This window comes from Taibaiella koreensis (assembly GCF_003545715.1).
Taxonomy (GTDB): domain Bacteria; phylum Bacteroidota; class Bacteroidia; order Chitinophagales; family Chitinophagaceae; genus Taibaiella; species Taibaiella koreensis.
In genome coordinates, this window is record NZ_QVNU01000007.1 from 94,437 (window position 1) to 116,289 (window position 21,853).

Annotated in this window: 15 protein-coding genes and 1 riboswitch; of the genes, 10 read left to right on the forward strand and 5 right to left on the reverse strand. The window is 50.9% G+C overall.

The annotated features are described in order from the left end of the window. Positions 1 to 63: 63 nt before the first annotated feature. A complete protein-coding gene (gene kynU / locus DZK30_RS20670; RefSeq protein WP_118976095.1) occupies positions 64 to 1,329 on the reverse strand; it encodes a kynureninase in 1,266 nt (421 codons plus the stop codon). A gap of 36 nt (positions 1,330 to 1,365) precedes the next feature. Next, on the reverse strand, positions 1,366 to 2,046 hold the full coding sequence (locus DZK30_RS20675) for a lipoprotein signal peptidase (protein WP_205529516.1): 681 nt from the start codon (positions 2,044 to 2,046) through the stop codon (positions 1,366 to 1,368). A 335-nt stretch (positions 2,047 to 2,381) separates the two neighbouring features. Between DZK30_RS20675 and DZK30_RS20680 the strand changes: the two genes are divergently transcribed. Together DZK30_RS20680 and DZK30_RS20685 are read left to right on the forward strand one after the other, a co-directional pair. After that, the gene (locus DZK30_RS20680) at positions 2,382 to 4,910 is read left to right on the forward strand and encodes a heparin lyase I family protein (protein WP_162903296.1); all 2,529 of its coding nucleotides are present in this window, start codon (positions 2,382 to 2,384) and stop codon (positions 4,908 to 4,910) included. A 377-nt stretch (positions 4,911 to 5,287) separates the two neighbouring features. Further along, a complete protein-coding gene (locus DZK30_RS20685; RefSeq protein WP_118976098.1) occupies positions 5,288 to 6,151 on the forward strand; it encodes a dioxygenase family protein in 864 nt (287 codons plus the stop codon). Between the two features lie 139 nt (positions 6,152 to 6,290). Here DZK30_RS20685 and DZK30_RS20690 read toward each other — a convergent pair whose 3' ends face one another. After that, on the reverse strand, positions 6,291 to 8,561 hold the full coding sequence (locus DZK30_RS20690; RefSeq protein WP_240432961.1) for a S9 family peptidase: 2,271 nt from the start codon (positions 8,559 to 8,561) through the stop codon (positions 6,291 to 6,293). 342 nt (positions 8,562 to 8,903) lie between these two features. After that, a riboswitch (SAM riboswitch) is annotated at positions 8,904 to 9,006 on the forward strand. Between the two features lie 154 nt (positions 9,007 to 9,160). Between DZK30_RS20690 and DZK30_RS20695 the strand changes: the two genes are divergently transcribed. From DZK30_RS20695 to DZK30_RS20715, 5 genes are all read left to right on the forward strand, one after another. Next, positions 9,161 to 10,354: a trans-sulfuration enzyme family protein gene (locus tag DZK30_RS20695; protein WP_118976099.1), complete on the forward strand. Its 1,194-nt coding sequence runs from the start codon at positions 9,161 to 9,163 to the stop codon at positions 10,352 to 10,354. Between the two features lie 328 nt (positions 10,355 to 10,682). Continuing rightward, positions 10,683 to 11,135, forward strand: a complete 453-nt coding sequence (locus tag DZK30_RS20700) for a hypothetical protein (RefSeq protein WP_118976100.1) — start codon at positions 10,683 to 10,685, stop codon at positions 11,133 to 11,135. Between the two features lie 13 nt (positions 11,136 to 11,148). Further along, positions 11,149 to 12,414, forward strand: coding sequence for a homoserine dehydrogenase (locus tag DZK30_RS20705; RefSeq protein ID WP_118976101.1), 1,266 nt, complete (start codon positions 11,149 to 11,151; stop codon positions 12,412 to 12,414). 35 nt (positions 12,415 to 12,449) lie between these two features. Beyond that, positions 12,450 to 13,082: a peroxiredoxin gene (locus tag DZK30_RS20710; protein ID WP_118976102.1), complete on the forward strand. Its 633-nt coding sequence runs from the start codon at positions 12,450 to 12,452 to the stop codon at positions 13,080 to 13,082. Positions 13,083 to 13,134: 52 nt separating this feature from the next. Continuing rightward, positions 13,135 to 14,382: a homoserine dehydrogenase gene (locus tag DZK30_RS20715; RefSeq protein ID WP_118976103.1), complete on the forward strand. Its 1,248-nt coding sequence runs from the start codon at positions 13,135 to 13,137 to the stop codon at positions 14,380 to 14,382. Positions 14,383 to 14,436: 54 nt separating this feature from the next. On the opposite strand, the gene DZK30_RS20720 is transcribed toward DZK30_RS20715, so the two are convergent. Beyond that, positions 14,437 to 15,267, reverse strand: a complete 831-nt coding sequence (locus tag DZK30_RS20720; RefSeq protein ID WP_118976104.1) for a hypothetical protein — start codon at positions 15,265 to 15,267, stop codon at positions 14,437 to 14,439. A gap of 153 nt (positions 15,268 to 15,420) precedes the next feature. Between DZK30_RS20720 and DZK30_RS20725 the strand changes: the two genes are divergently transcribed. Both DZK30_RS20725 and DZK30_RS20730 read left to right on the forward strand, forming a co-directional pair. After that, positions 15,421 to 17,364, forward strand: a complete 1,944-nt coding sequence (locus DZK30_RS20725) for a KUP/HAK/KT family potassium transporter (RefSeq protein ID WP_118976105.1) — start codon at positions 15,421 to 15,423, stop codon at positions 17,362 to 17,364. Positions 17,365 to 17,398: 34 nt separating this feature from the next. Continuing rightward, on the forward strand, positions 17,399 to 18,322 hold the full coding sequence (locus DZK30_RS20730) for a bifunctional riboflavin kinase/FAD synthetase (protein WP_118976106.1): 924 nt from the start codon (positions 17,399 to 17,401) through the stop codon (positions 18,320 to 18,322). A gap of 81 nt (positions 18,323 to 18,403) precedes the next feature. Here DZK30_RS20730 and DZK30_RS20735 read toward each other — a convergent pair whose 3' ends face one another. After that, positions 18,404 to 20,767, reverse strand: coding sequence for a T9SS type B sorting domain-containing protein (locus DZK30_RS20735; RefSeq protein WP_118976107.1), 2,364 nt, complete (start codon positions 20,765 to 20,767; stop codon positions 18,404 to 18,406). A 329-nt stretch (positions 20,768 to 21,096) separates the two neighbouring features. Here DZK30_RS20735 and DZK30_RS20740 point away from each other — a divergent pair, with 329 nt between their 5' ends. Further along, a complete protein-coding gene (locus tag DZK30_RS20740; RefSeq protein WP_118976108.1) occupies positions 21,097 to 21,840 on the forward strand; it encodes a lysophospholipid acyltransferase family protein in 744 nt (247 codons plus the stop codon). Positions 21,841 to 21,853: the final 13 nt, after the last annotated feature.

Consider the following 21,853-nt stretch of genomic DNA (forward strand, 5'->3'; position numbering starts at 1 on the left):
AGCGTGATGTGCAAATTTTCACGAGCCTGTTTTCAGGAAAATTAGACGCATGGCCCGCTTGGATTACAGGTTCAGTTCTCTCAGTATCTCGTAAAAGCGGTACACATCTTCGAAGGAATTGTACAGCGGTACCGGTGCTATGCGAATCACATTGGGCTCGCGCCAGTCGGCGATCACACCCTGGCTAGTAAGTGTTTCAAATACCTTGCGGCCATCCTTGTTAAACAGCAGGGATAGCTGCGCTCCGCGGCGCTCAGGTTCCGGAGGCGTAATGATCTCGAATGAAAGATGGCTAAGCTGCTTCAGCAGGTATTCCAGGTAAGCGGTCAGCTTAAGGCTTTTTTCGCGCAGCACCTGCATGGTGATCTTGTCGAAAATATCGAGAGCGGCTTTATGTGCCACCATATTGAATACAGGGGCATTGCTCATTTGCCAGCTGGCAGCGCCCTTCGACGGCACAAAGCCCTTTTTCATCTGGAAGCGGGTGCTTTCCTCGTTGCCCCACCAGCCGGCCAGCCGGAAGGTATCGGGATTGTTGCCATGCTTTTCATGAACAAAAACACCGCCTACGCCGCCCGGACCCGAATTCAGGTATTTGTAAGAGCACCAGCAGGCAAAATCCACGTTCCAGTCGTGCAACTGCAGTGGTACATTGCCCATGGCATGAGCCAGGTCGAAGCCGGCATAAGCTCCGGTACGGTGTGTGGCTTCGGTAATGGCTTTAAGATCGTATAGCTGACCGGTATAGTAGTTAACGGCGCCGATCATGACACAAGCCAGCTGATCGCCGGTTGCAGCGATCGTTTCCAGGATATCTTCGTCGCGCAGTGTATGTTCTCCCGCTCTTGGCGTCAGCTCGATGATCGCCTCGGCAGGATCGTAGCCGTGCATGCGTACCTGCGTCTCGATGGCGTATTGATCCGAAGGAAAGGCGCCGGCTTCCATAATGATCTTGTACCGGCCGCCTTTGGGGCGGTAGAACGAGAGCAGCAGCAGGTGCAGATTGACGGTAAGGGTATTCATGGCCACCACTTCCTCGGGGCTAGCGCCTACGATGCGGGCCAGGGAGATGGAAAATGGTTTCTGGTAACTGAACCAGGGGTTTTCGGCCTGAAAATGACCTTCTACGCCCCATTTGGCCCAGTCGTTCAATTCTTTGTCGAAGAGATAGCGGGTGCTTTTGGGCTGCAAGCCCAGGGAGTTGCCGCAGAAATAGATGGCATCCGCATCATCATGCTGGGGAAAATGGAAGCGCTCTCTGAAAGAGAACAAAATATCGACATCGTCCAGGGAACGGGCGTATTCCAGAGTAGGTTCGAAGTTGGTCACGAAAAAGATTGTGAGGTTGAAACGTACGAATAAGGATTATTGATCGGTTTTATCCCCGGTGAGGGGCTGCGGCTGCTGTGATGGTCCGGTGGTGACTGTTTTCCGGCTTTGCGCCAGGAATTTCTTCTGGAACAGCAGCAAGGTAATAACGCCTACGGATATGGCCGCATCGGCAAGGTTAAAGATCGGCTCAAAGAAACGAAGCGGCCTGCCACCGAATACCGGTACCCATTTGGGCCAGAAGGTGTCGATAAGTGGGAAATAGAACATATCGACCACTTTCCCGTGCAGAAAGGAACCATAGCCTTTGCCTGGCGCTACCAGCCTGCCCATTTGCATAAAATCGCTTTCCGTGAAAATGAGGCCATAGAACATGCTGTCAATCAGGTTGCCCGCAGCACCCGCCAGTATAAGCGCGGCGCAAATGAGCAGGCCTTTGCTGTATCCTTTTTTAACCAGGTTTTTCACCCAGAAGAAGCCGAAACCTACGGCAATAAGACGGAATAGTGTGAGGATCACTTTACCCAGCGGCGAATCCATGATGGTCATACCGAAAGCCATGCCCTCGTTTTCGATAAAGCAGAGCTGGAACCATTTTCCGGCGACATGCACGGCACCGGGATCGCCGATAAGAAAGTGGGTCTTGACATATATTTTGATGATCTGGTCGAGCACCAGGATCAGGAATACGATCAACAGGAGGTGTTTATATTTCACGCAGAATAGTTTAGCCCGGAAATTTTGCCTGCAAAAATAGCTTATACCTGCCGAATTTATTCAATTTTTTCATTGCATTTATCCTATCGGTTTAAGGTGGAAGAAGAAATAGCAGGGCCGGGTGCATGGCGGTATAAAGAATGGGGGGAGATTAAAGCTTATGAAGAAGACTGATGTTAGCGTGCATTCCCGCGAGGTCGAGGTAATCGTATATTAGGCTGTTGTTTAAAACAATGAAACTTTAATTTTTTAATTTGTAAATAACTATTTATAGTATATTTGCATTGTTTTTCTATTGGCGCACCTTTTCCGATACCTTATTAAAATTTCCCGTTATGCAGCAAAAAATATACCCGGCGCTCATCAGCAGCATGGTATTTCTTTGTTTGATGTGCTCTTGCGGTAAAGCAGGAGCACAGTTTATTGGTGATACGCTCCTGAATATCACCTATGAAAGTGGTACGATGAGTTCAGGCATAACCGGTGTGAATCCTACCAATGCATCGGCCGCCGATGCGGCTTATATGGTCTCTCCCGGTGCTACGGGTAACTATGCCATCGCCCATAAGATCGTCCACGGCGATACGGCTTACATGTCCAACGGCGCCTACCGGAGTGAAAGCGATGCGGACTATGTTCCCCAGGGCCGCTTCCTTCCCGGCGACGAGCGTCGCTATGAATTCAGCGTATTGCTGAAGGACTGGACACTCTGGAACCCGGGAGATAATGCCGGCGAGACCAATATTTTCCAACTCAAGCTGGTAGGCCCTACTGGGGTACCGCTTCAAATACGCACGCAAAGAAATGCCATAGCGCTCCGGTACGCTATTGCTCCTTACAAAATCATAGTTCCTGATTTTACGTCGTATGTCAATCAATGGATCCATTTCAGGGTTGATGTGTTGTGGGCCAATACCGCTACCGGTTATATGAAAACCTATATGAAGCTGCCAGGGCAAAGCGATTTCGTGCTGGTAGACGATCAGTCAGACTACCTTACTTTTTCCGACCTGGGTAATACCAGCACGCACGGCTATGTCAAATGGGGCTTGTATGTCACTCCGCCCAACCTCACCCGTATTGCTTATCACGACGATATCAGGATCATTAATCTGAATGAGCCACCGGTAGCACCGGGACTGATCTGGGGTGATGGCATTCTTGATGCCAATCCCGGCTATCTTGACGGGCCTTATACCAAAGCCACTACTATAACCAATCCCGCTATTTTTGACAATGCAGGTTCTGTGTATATACATCCCTATGTCAAATACCGGGCATCACAAAATATTGTGTATTCCAACAGCACCAATCCGCCTCCCAATCCTGCCGATAATGTGGTGGGTACGCCCTGGGCCGATTTCTCAAGAGCAACGTTGATTCCCGGTGGCAGCGCCAACGGCGTTCCCGGCCCTGGTGGTCGTTATTATCTGACCGGCTGGATCAATGCGTCTACGCCAACCACGCCATCCGCTTTAGATACTACCGAATATTACGCCTTTCAACTGGAGCCGAAAGATGGTTACTACATCAATTTTAAGGACATAAATTTTACGGTGTACCGTGGCGCCAGCTCAGCTACTACATTTGCGCTACGTTCAAGCCTGGACAATTTTGCCACCGATATTGCCGCCCCGGTCACGATTACCGGTACCGCCAATACGCCTATAACCTTCGATGCTGCCGCGCTTACCTATGTCAATACGCCGGTTACCTTCCGCTTGTATCCTTATGGCGCTACCACAACCGGCGGCACCAAGCTTGTCGGCTTGACGGATTTCCGGTTTTTTGGCCAGGTACTATACCCCAGCGATTTTGGCGATGCGCCCGAAAGCTATGGTACCAGCGGCACGGGGCATCATACCGGAAGCGTTGTTTACTTAGGTGCGCTGCCGCCTGATATGGATACCAGCGGCTTGTATTCTATGAATGCGCTCAGGGATAATAATGTGGGGACCGATGATGAAGACGGTGTGGCAGCGTTCCCTGCACTGGCGGGTGGAACAGCTACCAGTGTTGCCGGCTATGCGGTGACGGTCGCCGTACATAATGCTTCCGGTCGCCCCGCCGGTCTCAGCGGCTGGATAGACTGGGATGGCAATGGTCAATTCGACACCAGTGAATTGGCTACCGCCATCGTGCCCGATGGCGCCACTTCGGTAACGCTCTCCTGGCCCAATGCCACCCTTGGTGGCGGCGATGGCCGAACGGGCACCTATGCCCGCTTCCGCATCAGCACCGATACTATAAAGAATAAATTGCCCACCGGTATGGTAAACGATGGGGAGATAGAGGACTATTTTATTGCTTTCACTACGCCGTTGCCGGTAACCCTTTCATCTTTCGAAGCTTTTAAAGAAAACAATGCTGCTTGGTTACACTGGGAAACATCCTTTGAGCGAAACAGTAACCATTTTGTTGTCGAAAGAAAAGCCGGGTCGGGGCAATGGCTTACGATAGGCACTGTAAAGGCTTCAGGTAACAGTTACGGAAAAGCGGCTTATCGTTTTAAAGACGTATCGCCGGTGACGGGCGTCAATTACTATCGCCTGCATATGGTGGACAGGGATGGCAGCACACAATTGAGCCCGGTAAGGATGCTCGAATTCGATGGCGGCGCCGGAAGTGTGCTCCTTGTTCCCAATCCTGCTACAAATGAAGCTTCGCTGATGTTTAATGATGAACAACACGGCAGGCTCACGGTGAAAATCCTGACCCTGGATGGAAAAATAGTCCTGTCGCGAGATATCAGCCATGCCGGCCGGGCTTGTAAGCTGGATCTGTCTTCGCTTACAACAGGCATATATGTAATACGGGTACAGGGCGAAGATTTGTGTGAGCAGCTGAAGCTGGTTATACGCTAAGCTCAGGCGCCGGAAGTAAGTAGTGATACGAGTATCCGGATATAGGAAACAAAGCCGGTCCTTGAGCTCGTCGAAAGGACAAAGATGATGCTTCGACAAGCTCAGCAACCGTTATTTAAAAGCAAATTGTATCCTGCTTCCTATATCCGGATAGTCACTAATCGTTATTCAAAAAGAGCAATGCTACGGCATTTGCTCTTTTCTTTAATAATGCAGCACAGGAAGGCAGCACAGACCCGAAATGGTTGCTAAGGAAAGTCAGTTGCGTAAAATAGCTTTGAAAATGGCTGCCATTAAATACCTTAAAAGGAAAGGATCGTACCGCAATAACAAATAATAAAAGAGGAAATTTGTTTTGTACTTTAAAATGAAGGGATATGAACAGGAAAGATTTTATGCTCCAAACGGGCGCCGCGATGCTGGCATTCGTGCTGCCGCTAAAGAATACCTATGCTTTTGGCCCCGATGATCAGACGGCGGGCGCCTGCATTCCGACCACTACCGATATCCTGGGGCCGTACTACCGTCCCGGAGCGCCGTTCCGCAGCGATCTTACGATTGCCGGCGATCCGGGTACAATACTGAATTATAAAGGGAAAATAACGGATGAAAATTGCCGGCCGCTGGCAGATGCCATCGTCGATGTATGGCAGGCCAATAGTGATGCGGCCTACGACGGAACTTCTGCCGATTATAAATATAGAGGTAAGTTTCAGACCGGAGCAGATGGGACCTATTCCTTCCGTTCCGTAAAGCCGGGCTGGTACCTCAACGGCGGGCAGTACCGCCCGGCGCATATCCATTTCAGGGTCACCAAGGAGGGATATACCGAATTGATCACCCAGCTGTATTTTGTCGGCGATCCTTACATTGCTAATGATCCCTGGGCCTCCGATCCTGCTGCCGAAAAGCGGATCGTGCCGATAGCTGTAGCCGGTGGGGAAGACACGGCCTTGTTTGACATTACCCTCCAGGGCAGCACAACAGGGATCGGGGAAAAACAGCAGGCATCGCCCGTAACGCTGGCCCCCAACCCGGTACGGGACCTGCTTTCATTCACTTCGCCGGTAACCCTGCAGAATATAGAGGTATGCAATGTTGCAGGTCAATTGGTGCTTTCGGCCTACGGGCTAAATGTAAAGGAATACCGGCTTCCAGTGCAGTCCTTGCGACGCGGGCTTTATTTTTGCCGGATTGAAACAGCGAAAGGGATCTATGTTCATCGTTTTGTCAAAGAGTAGCGTAGGGTATATGCTTTGAAAAAAAACGTCGCAACCTGACAGGAGCCATTTCTCTTCAGTTGGTTCAGCATTGACCAAGCAACAATAAAAAAGATACCGGAAGTGCTCCGGTATCTTTTTTATTGCGAAGTGCATGTTTTTATTTCAGATGCTGACCGAAGAAACCCATCATGGCTTTGTAGAAATCGATGGTGTTTTCTTCGTGGTGATAGCCGTGGCCTTCGTTATACTTCACCATATATGGTACATCAAAACCCTTGGCGCGCATGGCTTTTACGATCTGGTCCGATTCATTGATGTTTACACGGGGATCATTGGCGCCCTGCGCCACAAACAGCGGTTTGTTGATCTTGTCGAGCTGGTAGAAGGGGGAAACCTCTTTGGCGATCTTCGCTTCTGCGGGATTGTCCAGGTCATACCAGATCTCCTTAACCATTTCTTTGTAAGGCTTCCAGTATTCGGGGAAGGAAGCAAAGAACGTCTCGATATTGGACACGCCTACATAGTCGACGCCGCATATGTACAGCTCAGGTGTTTTCACCAGGCCCATCAGGGTAGCATAGCCGCCATGGCTACCACCGTAAATAGCAACCTTATCCTTGTCTACCCAGCCTTGTGCGATCACATATTTTACGCCGTCTTCCACATCATCCATCAGCTTACGGCCTATCTGCTTAAAGCCGGCGCGAAGAAACGCTTTACCATAGCCGCCGGAGATCCTGAAGTTCACCTGCAGCGTTGCATAGCCGCGGCTGGCAAACAGCTGCGTTTCGGGATTAAAGCCCCAGCTGTCGCGTATACCCTGCGGACCGCCATGCGGGTTAACGACCAGGGGTACTCTTTTGCCTTCCAGGGCCGCTTTAGGCAGCGTGATATAGCCATGTATGGTAAGTCCGTCGCGGCTTTTGAAGGTAATGGGCTTCATCACGGCCATATCTTCTTCCTTCAGCTGCGGCATCAGATCGTACAGCAGGGTGGCTTTTCCGGTTTTGGTATCGTACAGGTAATATTTCCCATAAAGCTTATCGCTCTGAATAATCACCAGGTACTTATCTTCGTTATCGGTTTGGCTGACGATATTGAACTCATAACCTTTGAATTGCTTTTCCAGGTTGCTGTAGATCGCTTTAAACGTTTTGCTTACCGGAACGATCTCCACTTTTTCTCCTTCGTAGCCCAGGTAATCGAGCTCCCAGTTCCGTTTTCTGGAAAGGCCTATGATAGAGGCGTCATAGTCTTTATTGGAAAACACTTCTTTCAATATCTTTTTGGCTTTGAAATCGTATAGCACGATGCGGGTCTTATCACCATCTATATTCGTAGTGACATATGCATCGTCAGGATTGGGAGAAGCATAGTTGAAAGCGACGATATTGAAGCCTTCGTCCCATTTGCTTTCCTGCGCCAGATGGAAATCCTTGTCACCGCTGTTCTTAAAATAAAGCTGTGTCATGGTACCATTTTTCATTTTGGAATAGGCCCTTAAGTTGCCATCCTTATCAAAGTCGTAACCGGCGATGGGATTGGCCGGGTCGTCGTTGCTGAACAGTTTCTCCATGGCGCCGGTAACCACGTTTACCTTATAAGGCTCGTGCACCTGCTTATTCTCCTTATTCATCGAAACGATGATGAAATCTTTCTGCTCTTTAAGGGTCTTGAGGATGCTGGCCTGAACGCCATCGAAGGGTGTGAGGTCCTTGGTGTTGCTGCCGTCCAGGTTGGTCGCGTATACATGGTAGTTCTCATCACCGCCTTTGTCCATCACATAAGCAAGCCGTCCGTCGTTGATCCATCCATAACCTCTTATCAGCTCTTCTTTCTCTTCGATGGCGCGGGTAACCTTGCCGGTAGCGGTTTCTTTTACATAAACATGGTTTTTTCCCTGGGCATCCTTTTCCTGGTACGAGAGGTATTTGCCGTTGGGCGATAGCTGGAAGCCGGAAGAGGCGGGCTTTTTGAAATAGTCTTCAACAGCATATTTATAATTGCCGTTGCCCAGGTCCATCAGCTTCTTCAGCTCGGCCTCCGAAGAGGGCAGGGCAGGATCGCCGGGCTTCTTGATCTCTGTTTTTACCAGGTTCAGCGGGAGTTGCTGGCCTCCTTGCTTCAAGGTTCCTTTGATCTCGTCGCCACTCAATACCCCTTCATAGGTCATGCCGGCCTGTGATACGCCCAGCGTAAGGTTGGGGGAGGTGAACTGAGCTTTGTCCACAGGAATACCCATGGCGCCCTGGTCGGGAATGTCGAGCGTTGCCGTAAGGCTGCCGTTTTCTTCCTTAAGGTGAAACACCAGGCCGATCTTTGCAGCGCCGGCGTCCAGCGTGCCTTTCCAGGCGCCACCGATTTGTGCGAATGACTGTACCATACCCAAAAGTACAAGCGGAGCCACTAATAATGATTTTTTCTGCATGCTATTTGTTTTTGATTGATTGCTGTGTCAGGCAAAAGTAGAACGACCTGTAGTGGCTATAGCCGGAATTAGACAAACATGCCCAATTCTTCGACGAAACCGGAATGTAGCCTTCCGGTTGTCATGTGCAATAGCACTTATCCGATGGGTGATCCCCCGTAAGGGGTTAGGGTATTACCATGCTGCTCCGGAAAATCATCGTGCAAAGACAGCAAAGCCGGCGGGACCTTGTGTTATCATTGGGTACATAGACCTAAGGACAGTACAACAGTAAAGAAAAAAATTTGGTGATTTGAAAAAGCCGTCGTTATCTTTGCACCCGAAGTTCTTTTTTACTATTGCTACTTATCCAGAAAGGTGGAGGGAAATGGCCCGACGATACCTTAGCAACCTATACCAGATATAAGGTGCTAATTCCAACTTGCGCAAGCAGGGCAGATAAGTCAGGTCATAGCTTTTGCAAGATCAATTCAACCTCTTGATACAAGCTCATCTGATTTATCAGGTGAGCTTTTTTATGCTCATCTGGTAAAGTCCTTTCCGGAAGGTATGCAAAACTGTTTAATCATTTTTGTCCACCTGTTTAATCAAAGAAAGCGATGAGCACAACCACGCAAATCCTGAGCAGCATCCCTGTAGATGCGCTCACCGGCGCGATCAGCGTCCCCATTTACCAAACCGCAACTTTTGTACAAGAGGCGCCCGGCGTCAACAAGGGCTACGACTATTCCCGCAGCGGCAATCCTACCCGTGCAGCCCTGGAGGAGGTGTTGGCCGGTCTGGAAGGCGGCGCCACCGGCCTTGCATTTGCCAGCGGCCTGGCGGCTATCGATACCGTATTGAAGCTGCTGAAAAGCGGTGATGAGATACTGGCCGTCGACGATATCTACGGTGGCGCCTATCGCCTGTTTACCCATGTTTATGAAAAATTCGGTATCCATATCCGCTATATCGACACCAGCGATGTGGTGCTGGTGCAGCGTTCCATAACACCGGCTACCCGTCTCATATGGCTGGAATCGCCTACCAACCCTACATTGAAGGTATCCGACATCAAGGCTATAGCCAGCCTTGCCAAAGCGCATGGCGCCTGGCTTTGCGTCGACAATACCTTTACCTCCCCGGTGCTGCAAAAGCCCCTGGCGCTGGGTGCCGACATCGTGGTGCATAGCGCTACCAAATACCTGGGCGGCCACAGCGATCTGATCGCCGGCGCCATAGTAGCCAAAGACCCCGAGCTGGGCGCCCGCCTGAAGTTCCTGCAGAATGCTGCAGGCAATGTGCTCGGACCTTTCGACAGCTGGTTGGTATTGCGCGGCCTGGAAACCCTGCCGCTGCGGGTACGCCAGCAATCGCAATCGGCATGGGCTATAGCGCAGTACTTGGAGACGCATGAAGCCGTAGCTGCTGTATATTATCCGGGGTTGACTTCACATCCTAATCATGAGCTGGCAAGCCGGCAACAGAAAGGCTTCGGCGGTGTAATCAGTTTCCGACTGAAACAGGACGACCAGCAATCGGCCACCGCTTTCCTGAAAACACTGCACTTGTTCCACCTGGCCGAAAGCCTGGGCGGCGTCAAAAGCCTGTGCTGTCTGCCCTGTGAAATGACCCATAAGTCTGTGCCTCGCGAAAAACGTTTGCTGACGGGCGTTACCGATGGTTTCATTCGTTTATCGGTAGGCATAGAGGAAACAGAAGACCTGATCGCCGACCTGGAACAGGCCTTTGAAAGGTTGGCCGGTAACGGCATTGAAGCAGGTATACCGGAACATTTGCTGGCAACCGCCTGATCAATACCCCGTCCCGGGCGCTGAAAATGGCCACCGGTAAGGGTTATAGAGATCGTCAATGGTAGCTTTAAATTTAATTTGGAAAATAAGAACGGAAAACTTTAGCTTTGTAAGAACACTTGCAAGCCTTTGCAAATACACAATGGATCGCACAATAAATTATACTACACGAATTCGAATGACGCAGCCCTGCGTCATGTGTAGCTGTTGTTATTGCTGCTGATATCCTGTATCCTTTTTTCTTTTCCCTTTTCTTTTGAATGTTCTGTTGCTTGCCTGTAAAGGGTTGTAGCTGCTAACCATTTATCATCTTTTTATTTTTCCGATCATGGCTACATTAAATTTTTCGTTTGCCGGAGAAAGCATTCATGCGGCAAAGCTGCAATCAAAGACCCGTAAATTCGAATTGGAATTCAGCAATCCCGTTTATACCGAAGTAAACGGCGCGCAGTTTACTGTAGAGTATCTTTTTACGATCAATCAATATGCAGAGAACCTGAGCGAAGCTTTCCACCTGGCTGCGGGCGAGGCGGGCGTAGCGGTTGAGCACCTCGCGCTCAACATTACAGGTTGTCTGGATAGCGACAGTAAGCCCACATACGACAACGGCGACCGCCGTTTCAACAGGATCGACGTATCCCTCGCCATTGCAGCCGATGCGCCGGAAGCCCTGCTGGAAGATATTTTCCGGTTGGCCATGGCCCTCAGCCCGGCAGAAGATGCCCTTTCTGATAAAGTGCAGTACCGCTTTTCCCTTAATACCATTATTCATCTGAATTAACTCAATAAAAGACATGTCTGATAAAAAGAAATTAGTGATCGGCCTCTTCGGCTTTGGCGTTGTCGGTGAAGGGCTGTATAGAGTCCTGCAGCAAACGACCTCGCTGAACGGTACCATTAAAAAAGTGTGCATCAAGCACCCGGAAAAAAAGCGCAATGCCCCCGACGCGCTTTTTACTACAGAAAAAGAAGCTTTGCTGAACGATGAGGACATCAATGTGATCGTGGAAGTGATCGACGATGCCGGCGCGGCATTCGATATTGTGCAGGCCGCTTTACGCAAGGGTAAGGCCGTGGTGAGCGCCAGCAAGAAAATGATCGCCGAGCACCTGCCGGAGATACTCGCCCTGCAACAGGAGACCGGTCTGCCTTTTCTCTATGAAAGCGCTGCCTGCGCTTCAATCCCCGTGATCCGCAACCTGGAAGAATATTACGACAACGACCTGCTGCATTCGATCAGGGCGATCGTGAACGGCTCTACCAACTTTATCCTTACCAAGATACTGGAAGATAAGCTGAGCTTTGCCGAAGCGCTGAAGCTGGCGCAGGAGCTGGGTTTTGCCGAAAGTGACCCCAGGCTCGATGTGGAAGGCTACGATGCCGCCAACAAATGGACCTTCCTGCTTACGCATGCTTACGGTATCGTAGCGCCTACGGCGAGTATCCTTTTCAACGGGATACAGAACATCCAGCTGAACGATGCCCGGGTGGCCCGCGAAAGAGAGTGCGAGATCAAGCTGGTGGCGCAGGCCAAAAAGCTGCAGGACGGTAAAGTAGCCGCGCTGGTGCTGCCCCAGTTTGTGCCGCAGCACGATGCCCTTGCTTTTGTGCGGCAGGAATACAATGGTGTCGTGATCGAAAGCGGCTTTGCCGACGAGCAGTTCTTCTATGGAAAAGGCGCGGGAAGCTTTCCCACAGCCTCAGCGGTGCTGAGCGATATTTCGGCATTACGATACGACTATAAATATGAATACAAGAAGCTGTATCATCACCAACCTTCAGAGCTTTCGACTGATTTTTACCTGAGGGTATATATCAGCGCTGCCGACTGGGCACAGCTGCCCAAGGAAGAGCTGGAATGGATCGACGAATGGCATAGCGGTCCGCAGCGCAGCTATCTCGGTGGCGTGATCCATTACCGCCGTCTTAAGGATAGCGACTGGTGGAAGCAGGATGGCGTGTCGCTGATCCTGGCGCCGGAGGCTATTATCGAACCTGCCGCACTGGAAGCGCTGCGTCCGGCCAGGAACCAGGAAACGCTCGAAACGCTCCTGGCATAAAAAGCAAATTTCTTATCAATCAAAATAAGCATTGTATGTCATTAAGACTAGGCGACGAAGCCCCCGATTTCAAGGCTAAATCAACGATAGGCGATATTCGCTTCCACGAATTCCTGGGCAATAGCTGGGGCGTGCTGTTCAGCCATCCGGCCGATTATACACCGGTATGTACTACCGAGCTGGGGCGTACGGCGCAGCTGAAGGACGAATTTGCCCGTCGCAACGTAAAGGTGCTGGCGCTAAGCGTAGACTCGCTGGAGCAGCACCAGGGCTGGATAGGAGATATCGACGAAACGCAGCATACCAAAGTGGAATTCCCGGTGATCGCCGACGAAGACCGTAAGGTATCGGAGCTGTACGATATGATTCATCCCAATGCCTCAGCTACCGCTACCGTGCGCTCACTTTTCGTGATAGGGCCGGATAAAAAGGTCAAGCTTACACTGACTTACCCGGCATCTACCGGCCGCAACTTCAACGAAGTGCTGCGCGTGATCGACTCGCTGCAACTGACAGCCGCGCACAGCGTGGCCACGCCGGCCGACTGGCAGCAGGGAGAAGATGTGATCGTGGTGCCGGCTGTAAGTACCGAGGAAGCCGAAAAGCGCTTCCCTGCCGGTTTGCGGATCGTTAAGCCCTACCTGCGTTATACGCCGCAGCCAGAGTAGGCAAGTGCCTGGATAAGATCAAGAATTGTTTCTACCCTTTATATATAAGAAGATGATAAAACCGATCCGTATCGGACTGTTTGGCTATGGCGTCGTGGGTGCCGGTTTTGCCCGCCTGGTGGCGCAAATTCCGGGAGCGGAGATCAGCAGGATCGTAGTCAAGCATCCCTTTCTGCACCAGGAGCTGGGACCCGAGCTGCTGGCCGGCCATCTGCACGAAGTGTTGTACGATAAAGATATCGACGTGATTGTAGAAGCGATCGACGATGCCGACGCCGCTTTTACGATCTTAAGGCTGGCACTGGAGCAGGGTAAGCCGGTGATCACCGCCAATAAGCGGATGGTCGCAAATCATTTGCCCGAGATCATCAGGCTGCAGCGGCGTTTCCGTACGCCGGTATTGTATGAGGCGGCCTGCTGTGCCGGTATTCCGGTCATACGCACCCTGGAGGATTATTTCAGGCCTGAGCTGGTGGGTGGCCTCACCGGGATCATCAACGGCTCTACTAATTATATATTGACCGCAATGGAGCGCTTTCGTTTCCGATTCGATCATGCGCTGCAGCTGGCTCAGGAAGCCGGTTTCGCAGAAAGCGATGCTGCGCTTGATGTTGAGGGAACAGATGCTGCCTGTAAGCTGAGCATTATTGTGCGTCATCTATGGGGACTATATGTGCCTCCGGAGCGGATACTGCATACGGGCATACAGCATGTACTGCCGCAGGATCTGCGCCTGGCTGAGCAGCTGGGTGGGGTGGTTAAGCTGGTGGCACAAACGCAAAAGCTGGATACAGGTAAGGTTACGGCTTTCATATTGCCCCGGCTGGTGCTCAAGGGAACGCCGCTGTACCAAGTGTTGCAAGAATATAACGGCATTGTGCTCGAAGATATCTATGGCGACGAGCAATTGCTGTACGGCAAAGGCTCGGGAGCCGCACCTACGGCTCAGGGACTATGGGCCGATCTGCAGGCCTGGCGCAGAGGCTACCGGTACCAGTACCCGGAAAAAGAGCTCCTGACCTTAAGCTATGACAAGGAGCTGACCCTGCATTTTTCTTTGCCCAATGGCGCTTATGTGCCGCCGCAGCTACAGCAGCAATTGGAATATTATGCCGCCGATAGCCGGTACCAGTACTTTACCGGCAGGCTATCGCTGCAGGCACTTGCATCAGGTTCCTGGTGGAGGGAGAAGGGCATTTCCATATTGGATATTTCGGCCATTGCGGGCGACGAAGAAGCGCTGAAAGAGCAGCTAAATACCTTAATGCTGTTACGAACCGATATTTTTCAACCGGTTTAAAGCAAATATGCGGGCCTAAGCAGCCCGCATATTTGTGTGGGATTTTGCCCCATATCATTCCCGTTCGCTGCTCTTGCTCTGCTTGAAAAAGCGCGGGGCATAGTGGCCCACTACACCGAAGGAAATAAACATCGGAGCAGTACCGCTGACCCGGTTGTCCTGGGTCATTTGCGTGCCGAAACCGGCCTGAATATTGAATTTGACATAAGGTGATCCAAACTCAAAATTCACGAAGGGCTCGACAAAGGGAAACAGGTTATTTTCTACGTTGGCGCCATCACCGGCGATGTAGTTAACGAGCTCAGGGTCGTTAAGGGGCTTAAAATCGTAGTATTTGTGCACGGAGAAGCGGAGGCCGGCCGTGAAGGATATTTTATCGCTGCCAAAGCCTATTGCCGGCTGGATAAAGTAGCGGTGGTAGCGGGTATTGTAGTCGTAGTTGAGCCGTCGGATACCCCTCCTTTCCAGTGTGCCATTGCCATAGCCAACATAAACCTCCGCCTTGCCGCGGCTGCCGAAGGTGTTGAAGTAGCCCACACCGAATTCGAAGCGGTGTCCGTTGAATTTACCACCTACATTCTTTTCTGTAAGGAACGTGCCGGATTCTTCCTTGATATACCGGTTCAGCGTGGAACGGTACGATGCAATAATGCCGAAATGATTGGCCGGCGCAAAGGCTATATCGAAGGCCGGGCTGATGATGCCGCCTTTGGAGTTGCCGCTGTCGATATCGTTGGTCTGCGGCTTGAACGATAGGGTAGCCTTGCCTTCCAGGGCTTCGGTAAGGCCCGGCGTATTGGCCCTTTCGGGGAAATACATCTTTTGCTGGCAGGAAATGAGGAGGAAAGGCAATGCTGCCAGGAGTAACAAGTAGTTTTTCGTCATGTAAATGTGTATTCGTGAGCAATGACAGATCATGGATCGGGACTGCAAAAATCTGTATTCAAATAGTAAAATACAAAATCTATGCCAAAATAACAATAATGGCAATTTCAGCTAAACTGCTACCTTTGCCCCCTAATTAAATTTCACCTCGTTGTGGGAACACATGTTAAGAAGGCGACTTTTGCCGGAATTATTATTGCACTGGGCATTGTTTTTGGTGATATTGGTACTTCCCCGCTTTATACAATGGGTGCGATCGTCAGGGGAAAAGTGATTTCTGAATTACTGGTCATCGGTGGGGTTTCCTGCATCATATGGACCCTCACGCTGCAAACAACCGTAAAATATGTAATGCTTACCCTCCGGGCCGATAATAAGGGAGAAGGGGGGATATTTTCGCTCTTTGCGCTGGTCAGGCGACATGCCAAGTGGATCGTTTTCTTTGCCATGATCGGCGGCGCCGCCTTACTGGCCGATGGCCTCATTACACCTCCCATCACCGTTACTTCTGCTATCGAGGGCCTCGAGCTTAGCCCCAAGCTTACTATTACCACCGTCCTGATCATTATTGGCGGCATTTTCTTTATGCAGCAGTTCGGCACCAATTCTATCGGTAAGCTGTTTGGGCCGATCATGGTTTTATGGTTCCTGCTCATGGCCTGTCTGGGTGTGTTGCACCTGGGAGATAACATGCGCATCTTTATGGCCTTCAATCCCTATTATGCCATCAAGCTTTTAATCGAGTATCCTCACGGTTTCTGGTTATTGGGCGCCGTATTCCTGTGTACCACCGGGGCCGAAGCCCTGTATTCCGACTTGGGACACGTGGGCCGCGCCAATATACGGGCATCCTGGACCTTTGTAAAGATTTGTCTGCTGCTGAACTATATCGGGCAGGGCTCTTACCTGCTGCAAAATTACCTGGGCCGTCAATATACCGGCGATACCAGCGTTTTCTTTGCCCTGGCGCCCGAAGGACCGGCCCGGGTAGCGGCCATTGTAGTCGCTACTCTGGCGGCGATTATTGCCTCACAGGCCCTTATTTCCGGTTCCTTCACGCTGGTGAACGAAGCCATTAAGCTCAACCTCTGGCCCAAGATGAAGGTCAATTTCCCTACAACGGAAAGAGGGCAATTATTTATCCCAGGTATTAATTTCGTGCTCTGGCTGGGCTGCTCTGTGGTCGTGCTGTTCTTCCAGACCTCGGCCAACATGGAAGGCGCTTATGGTTTATCGATCACCATCACCATGATCATGACCTCGCTGCTGCTGAGCTTTTACCTGTTTACGCGCAGGGTGCCGCGCGCCTGGATCGCGGTGTACCTGGCCGTCTATCTTACCATCGAGTTTTCTTTCCTGATCGCCAACCTGGAAAAATTCCCTTACCCGCATAACGGTTTCGTGACGGTATTCATTGCCGGTGGCATTTTCGGCGTCATGTTCATGTGGTACAAAGCCCGGCGTATTAAGAACCGTTATGTTGAGTTTGTGCGTCTGGAAGATTATGTGCCTATTATCCAGGAACTGAGCAACGACCGCAGCATTCCCAAATATGCGACGCACCTGGTATACATGACCAGCGCCAACTTTTCGAAAGAGATCGAGCATAAGATCATTTTCTCCATTCTTTATAAAAAGCCGAAGCGGGCCGACATCTATTGGTTTGTGCACGTTGATGTGATGGATGAGCCTTATACCATGGACTACGTAGTACAGACCGTGATCCCCAACGAGATCATCAGGATCGAGTTCCGGCTGGGCTTCCGGGTGGAGCACCGCATACAGATGATGTTTAAGAAAGTGGTAGAGGAAATGGTCGCCAATAAGGAAGTGAATGTGACCAGCCGCTACGAGTCGCTCAGTAAAAATAATGTGCGGGGCGATTTCCGCTTTATTGTTATGGAAAAATTCCTGTCGCGCGATAACGATCTGCCGTTCCTGGACAAGCTGATCATGCGCGGCTATTTCTTTCTCAAGAAGGTAAGTCTTTCGGAAGAACGAAGCTTCGGCCTGGACCAGAGCGATGTAACGGTGGAAAAATTCCCCCTGCTGGTTTCCAAGGCTTCCGACATTAAGCTGCGCCGGGTGGGCGATTGATCCCGCTGCGACGTATTGCGCCAATTATGATATCATGGCTGTATTTCATCAATTAGAACAGTTTCCCTCTTTTCGTAATCCCGTAGTCACCATCGGCTCTTTCGATGGTGTGCACCACGGGCATAAAGTGATCCTCTCCGAAGTGGTAAAGGCAGCTAAGGCCGTGAACGGCGAAAGCATCCTCATCACTTTCGAGCCGCATCCCCGCAAGATCATTCATCCCGAACAGCCGCTGGGTCTGCTTACGGCTCCCGAGCAAAAGATAGCGCTCATCAGGCAAGAAGGTATCGATCATGTGGTGGTGGTGCCTTTTACCCGTGATTTTTCGATGATGTCGGCCTCAGAATATGTGGCCGATTTCCTGCTAAAGAATTTTCAGCCGCATAGCATCATCATTGGTTACGATCACCGATTCGGACACAGCCGCGAAGGCAATATAGATCTCCTGAAACAGATGCTGCCTGGTACGGTGCGGGTGATCGAGATTCCGGCGCAGCTGATCGAGGACGCCGCTGTAAGCTCGACCAAGATCCGCAATGCCTTGCTGAAAGGCAATGTGACCGAAGCCGGGGAAATGCTGGAACGGCAACATTCCTTCGGCGCCATGGTTGTTCATGGCGACAAAATAGGCCGTACTATCGGCTATCCCACCGCCAACCTGCAACCGGTCTACCCCGATATACTGGTACCGGGCATAGGCATTTATGCCGTTACGGTGACATGGAAAGGAAACCGGTATAAGGGCATGATGAGCATTGGCTACCGGCCTACGGTAACCGAAGAAAAAAAGATTACCTGTGAGGTCAATATCCTGGACTTTAACGAAGATCTTTATGGCCAGGTGCTCACCATTTATTTCGAACATTACATTCGCGGAGAGGAGAAATTTGCCTCGCTGGACGAGCTCAAGCAGCAGATCGCTAAAGATGAGCTGCGCACCCGGGAGCTCCTGTCCTGATCAACGGGCTCCCATCTCCCATATATAAAGCGGCCGGATCCATTGGACCCGGCCGCTTTGTATGAATCGGTATATGTTTACTTACCGGATAAGGGTCAGATCGCCCTGGTAAGTGAATTCCCTGTTACCCATTTCGCAGGTATAGCGTATGCGGTAAAAATAGGTGCCGGCATCCAGCATATTGCCACCGTTATAATGGCTGCCGTCCCAGCCTTCGTCAAATTTGGTCGTATAGAATACCCTTTGGCCCCAGCGGTTAAAGATAGCCATCTCATACTTGGGAATAGGCCTGTTGCTTACCGCAACGAACTTATCATTGGTGCCATCGGCATTCGGACTGAAAGCATTCGGAATACCGATCTTGCAGCAAGACTCTTCGTCAATGCTTACGCTGGTCTCACCGGTACAGCCGTAGTAGTCGGTTACAATCACTTTATAGGTGCCTTTAGGAAGGTTGCTCATTACCGGGCCTTTACCATTGGGCAAATTATCCCAGAAGTAGCTGTAGGGAGAAGCACCGCCACCGGCTTCAATGCTTACCTTACCGCCAAGGCCGCCGGCATCGCACCAGGCATTTTCGCCTTCGCCTTCGGCTGTCAGTTTATAGCTAGTATTGGTCAGCGTAATGGTAGTATCGCTTTCGCAATTGTTTTGGTCTTTTATCGTAATAGTATGGGGGCCGGGTGCAAGGTTATTGAACCGCGGCGAACCACCAAAAGTGCCGCCGTCGATGCTGTACTGGTAGGTAGGCGTGCCGCCTACACCGTTTACCTCGATAAGACCATTGCTGCTGGTGCAAAGCGTATTCGCAGTATCCTTTACCTTTAAGAACACAGGGGAAGCATTGCCGGTAATGGTATAGTTTTCGGAGAAGGTACAGCCATTGCCCTGGGTAACGGTTACGGTATAGGTACCGGGCGCTACACCGTTCAGGTCCTGGCTTGTTTGCGGCGGCGTAGAGCTCCAGCTATAGCTTATGGGTGTGGTGCCGCCTGTAGGGCTTAGGGTTACACTGCCGTTGTTGCCCTGGCATACTACAGGGCCTACCACGCCGTTAAGCGCCATGGGCGTAGTACCGAAGGTAAAATAGTAAGGCTGGTTGTTGGTAAAGTTGGCCGAAGCATACAATTCTGTGCCGTTGTCCTGGATGGGCACAAACGTCAGCCCTGTCGTAAAGCCGGGATCGTTGGCAATGATCAGTTGGGTGATTTGCGGGGGAACATTGGCTTTCTTCAACGTAAGGGTTACCGGACCGGGTGTGTTGGTTGTTTGTACTTTCCAAACCCTGCGCATACGGGCATATTTGCCATCGGTGCTACAGAGCGTAACCAGGGTATCGGCATGGTTGTCGCCGAAGAGCAGAAAACTGCGGTTACCCGCAAAGGCATTGGTATTGGCAGTATTGATTGCCGGGAAAGTACCGGGTATATTGCCGTTGTACATAGTTACCATGGCGCCGGGATGTATCGACAGCGACTGGCGTTGATCGAGGGCCGAAGAATCGTCCCGGCCCACGCCGGTAATATTGTTCAGGTAAGGTGCATTGGCCACATGATCCCATATGACCGTAGCGTCTGTAGCGATATAGTCGTTGGCATCGGTGCCGGTTTGCGCCAGGGTGAAGCCATATTTTACCGCCAGGTAAGATTCTATCTTGTTTCTTTCAATAGCGGTAAGCGACCTTTTATAGAGAATGAATTCAGCGATGTCGATCGAAGTAGGGTAGGCGTCGAATCCGGCTTCATTCTCATTGCCCAGCGACAAGCGGGCTGTTCCACTTGGTGAAAAAGTACCGGATATGGTCATTGAATTATCGCCGCTGCCGTCCAGGCGCATGCTCAGGTTGGTGGCTGTCGCCGTACTCGTATATAACTTTTGAAGGTCGGTAACTACGGCATTGCTCACCAGCGGGTTGCCGCTGTTGCGGAAATCGAGCCTGATCTTGCCCAGACCGGTGCCGGTGTTGGTCTCGTCGCCCAGGCGGGCAGGGCTGGTATTGATGGTTTGCCATTTGCACCATACTGCTGCGGGCTTACCCGGCGGGATAGCGTGCAGGTTGATCACCTGGAACATCGTCATTTCCTGTGCACCGATGATCTGGGTACCGCTGATCAGGTTATTGCTGGAAATGCAATTAGGTGCGGTATACACAAACTTCAGGTTAGGATTAAAGTTGATGGCACCCTGGACCAGCAGCGGAGGGTTCTGTGTCGTTCCGCTGGCGCCGGGATTGTGCGTGGAGAAATCGCCGGTAATGGCTGCCCCGGATTGTTCGGCCCAGGTAGTCACATTATTGGTAGCATTCAGAGTAGTCCCGGCATTGGCTTTCAGCCAAACCGTGTTATCCGTGCGTACACCACCCGGCGCCTGGGCCTGGATATTCTCCGAAGTGGCAAAAAGAGAAAGTCCCAGTAAGACCAGAGAAGAGTAGCGGTTCTTGTTCATATCGATTCAATGGTTTGCAACAAAAATAATAGAATAGGTAAGATTCTCTAGCAGGGTGGTAGCAGGGTTCATTCTTCCGGGGTCTACTACAAAGCCCTCAAGGGATCTACTACAAAAAATGCCTGGCTAAATATCTGATTTACTTACTATTAAGAGGGGAAGCCCTTCGGTAAAGGTTGGGTAAAAAACGACTATAAATAAGGTTCCTACATCTATATGTGGTGAAAAGAGGCCTGAAAAAGGTCTTTTTCCAGTGGTATTCCGGTTACGAAAAAGAGCAAGGGATAGTCGCCGGACCTTGCTACCTTTGCCGCGCTATTCAAAAGAGAATGAACATTTTCAAAAGAATTGCCGGACACCTTTATTTCTTTGCCGGCATGATCCTGTTTGTAGCGACGATGTTGATCGCGATACTGCCGGCAGGTATCGCCCTGCTTTTTCCAGAACCCCGTAGAGCCCGTATTATTCATCCTACCTATAAAATATGGATGAGCCTGTTTCTACCGCTGGTCGGCTGTCCGGTACGGCGTAAAGGAAAGCACCATTTCAAAAAAGGAGAGAATTACGTGGTGGTGGTCAATCACAGTTCTCTGGTCGATATACCGGTATCCACCCCCTGGATCCCCGGGCCCAATAAAACGCTGGCCAAAGTGGAAATGGCCCGCATTCCTTTATTCGGCGTCATTTACCGCGCAGGCTCTATCCTGGTCGATCGTAAGGCCGAAGCCAGCCGTAAGCAAAGCTTTACCCGCATGCAGGAGACCTTGAAGCAGGGCATTCACCTTTGCCTGTATCCCGAAGGTACCCGCAACAAAACGGAGGCACCACTGCAGCCTTTTTACGACGGCGCCTTTATTGCCGCCATCCGGGCACAGAAGCCCATCGTGCCTGCTGTGATCTTCGGTACAAGGGAGATATTGCCCAACAAGCCGAAGCTATGGGCAAGGCCCAAAGCGATCCGCTATCACTTCCTGGAGCCGGTACCTACCCAGGGTCTCTCCATGAGCGACAGGCACGAGCTTAAAGAAAAGGTGTACCACATCATGGAAAGCTATATCATACAACATTCTTAAGCTTATTATTTCC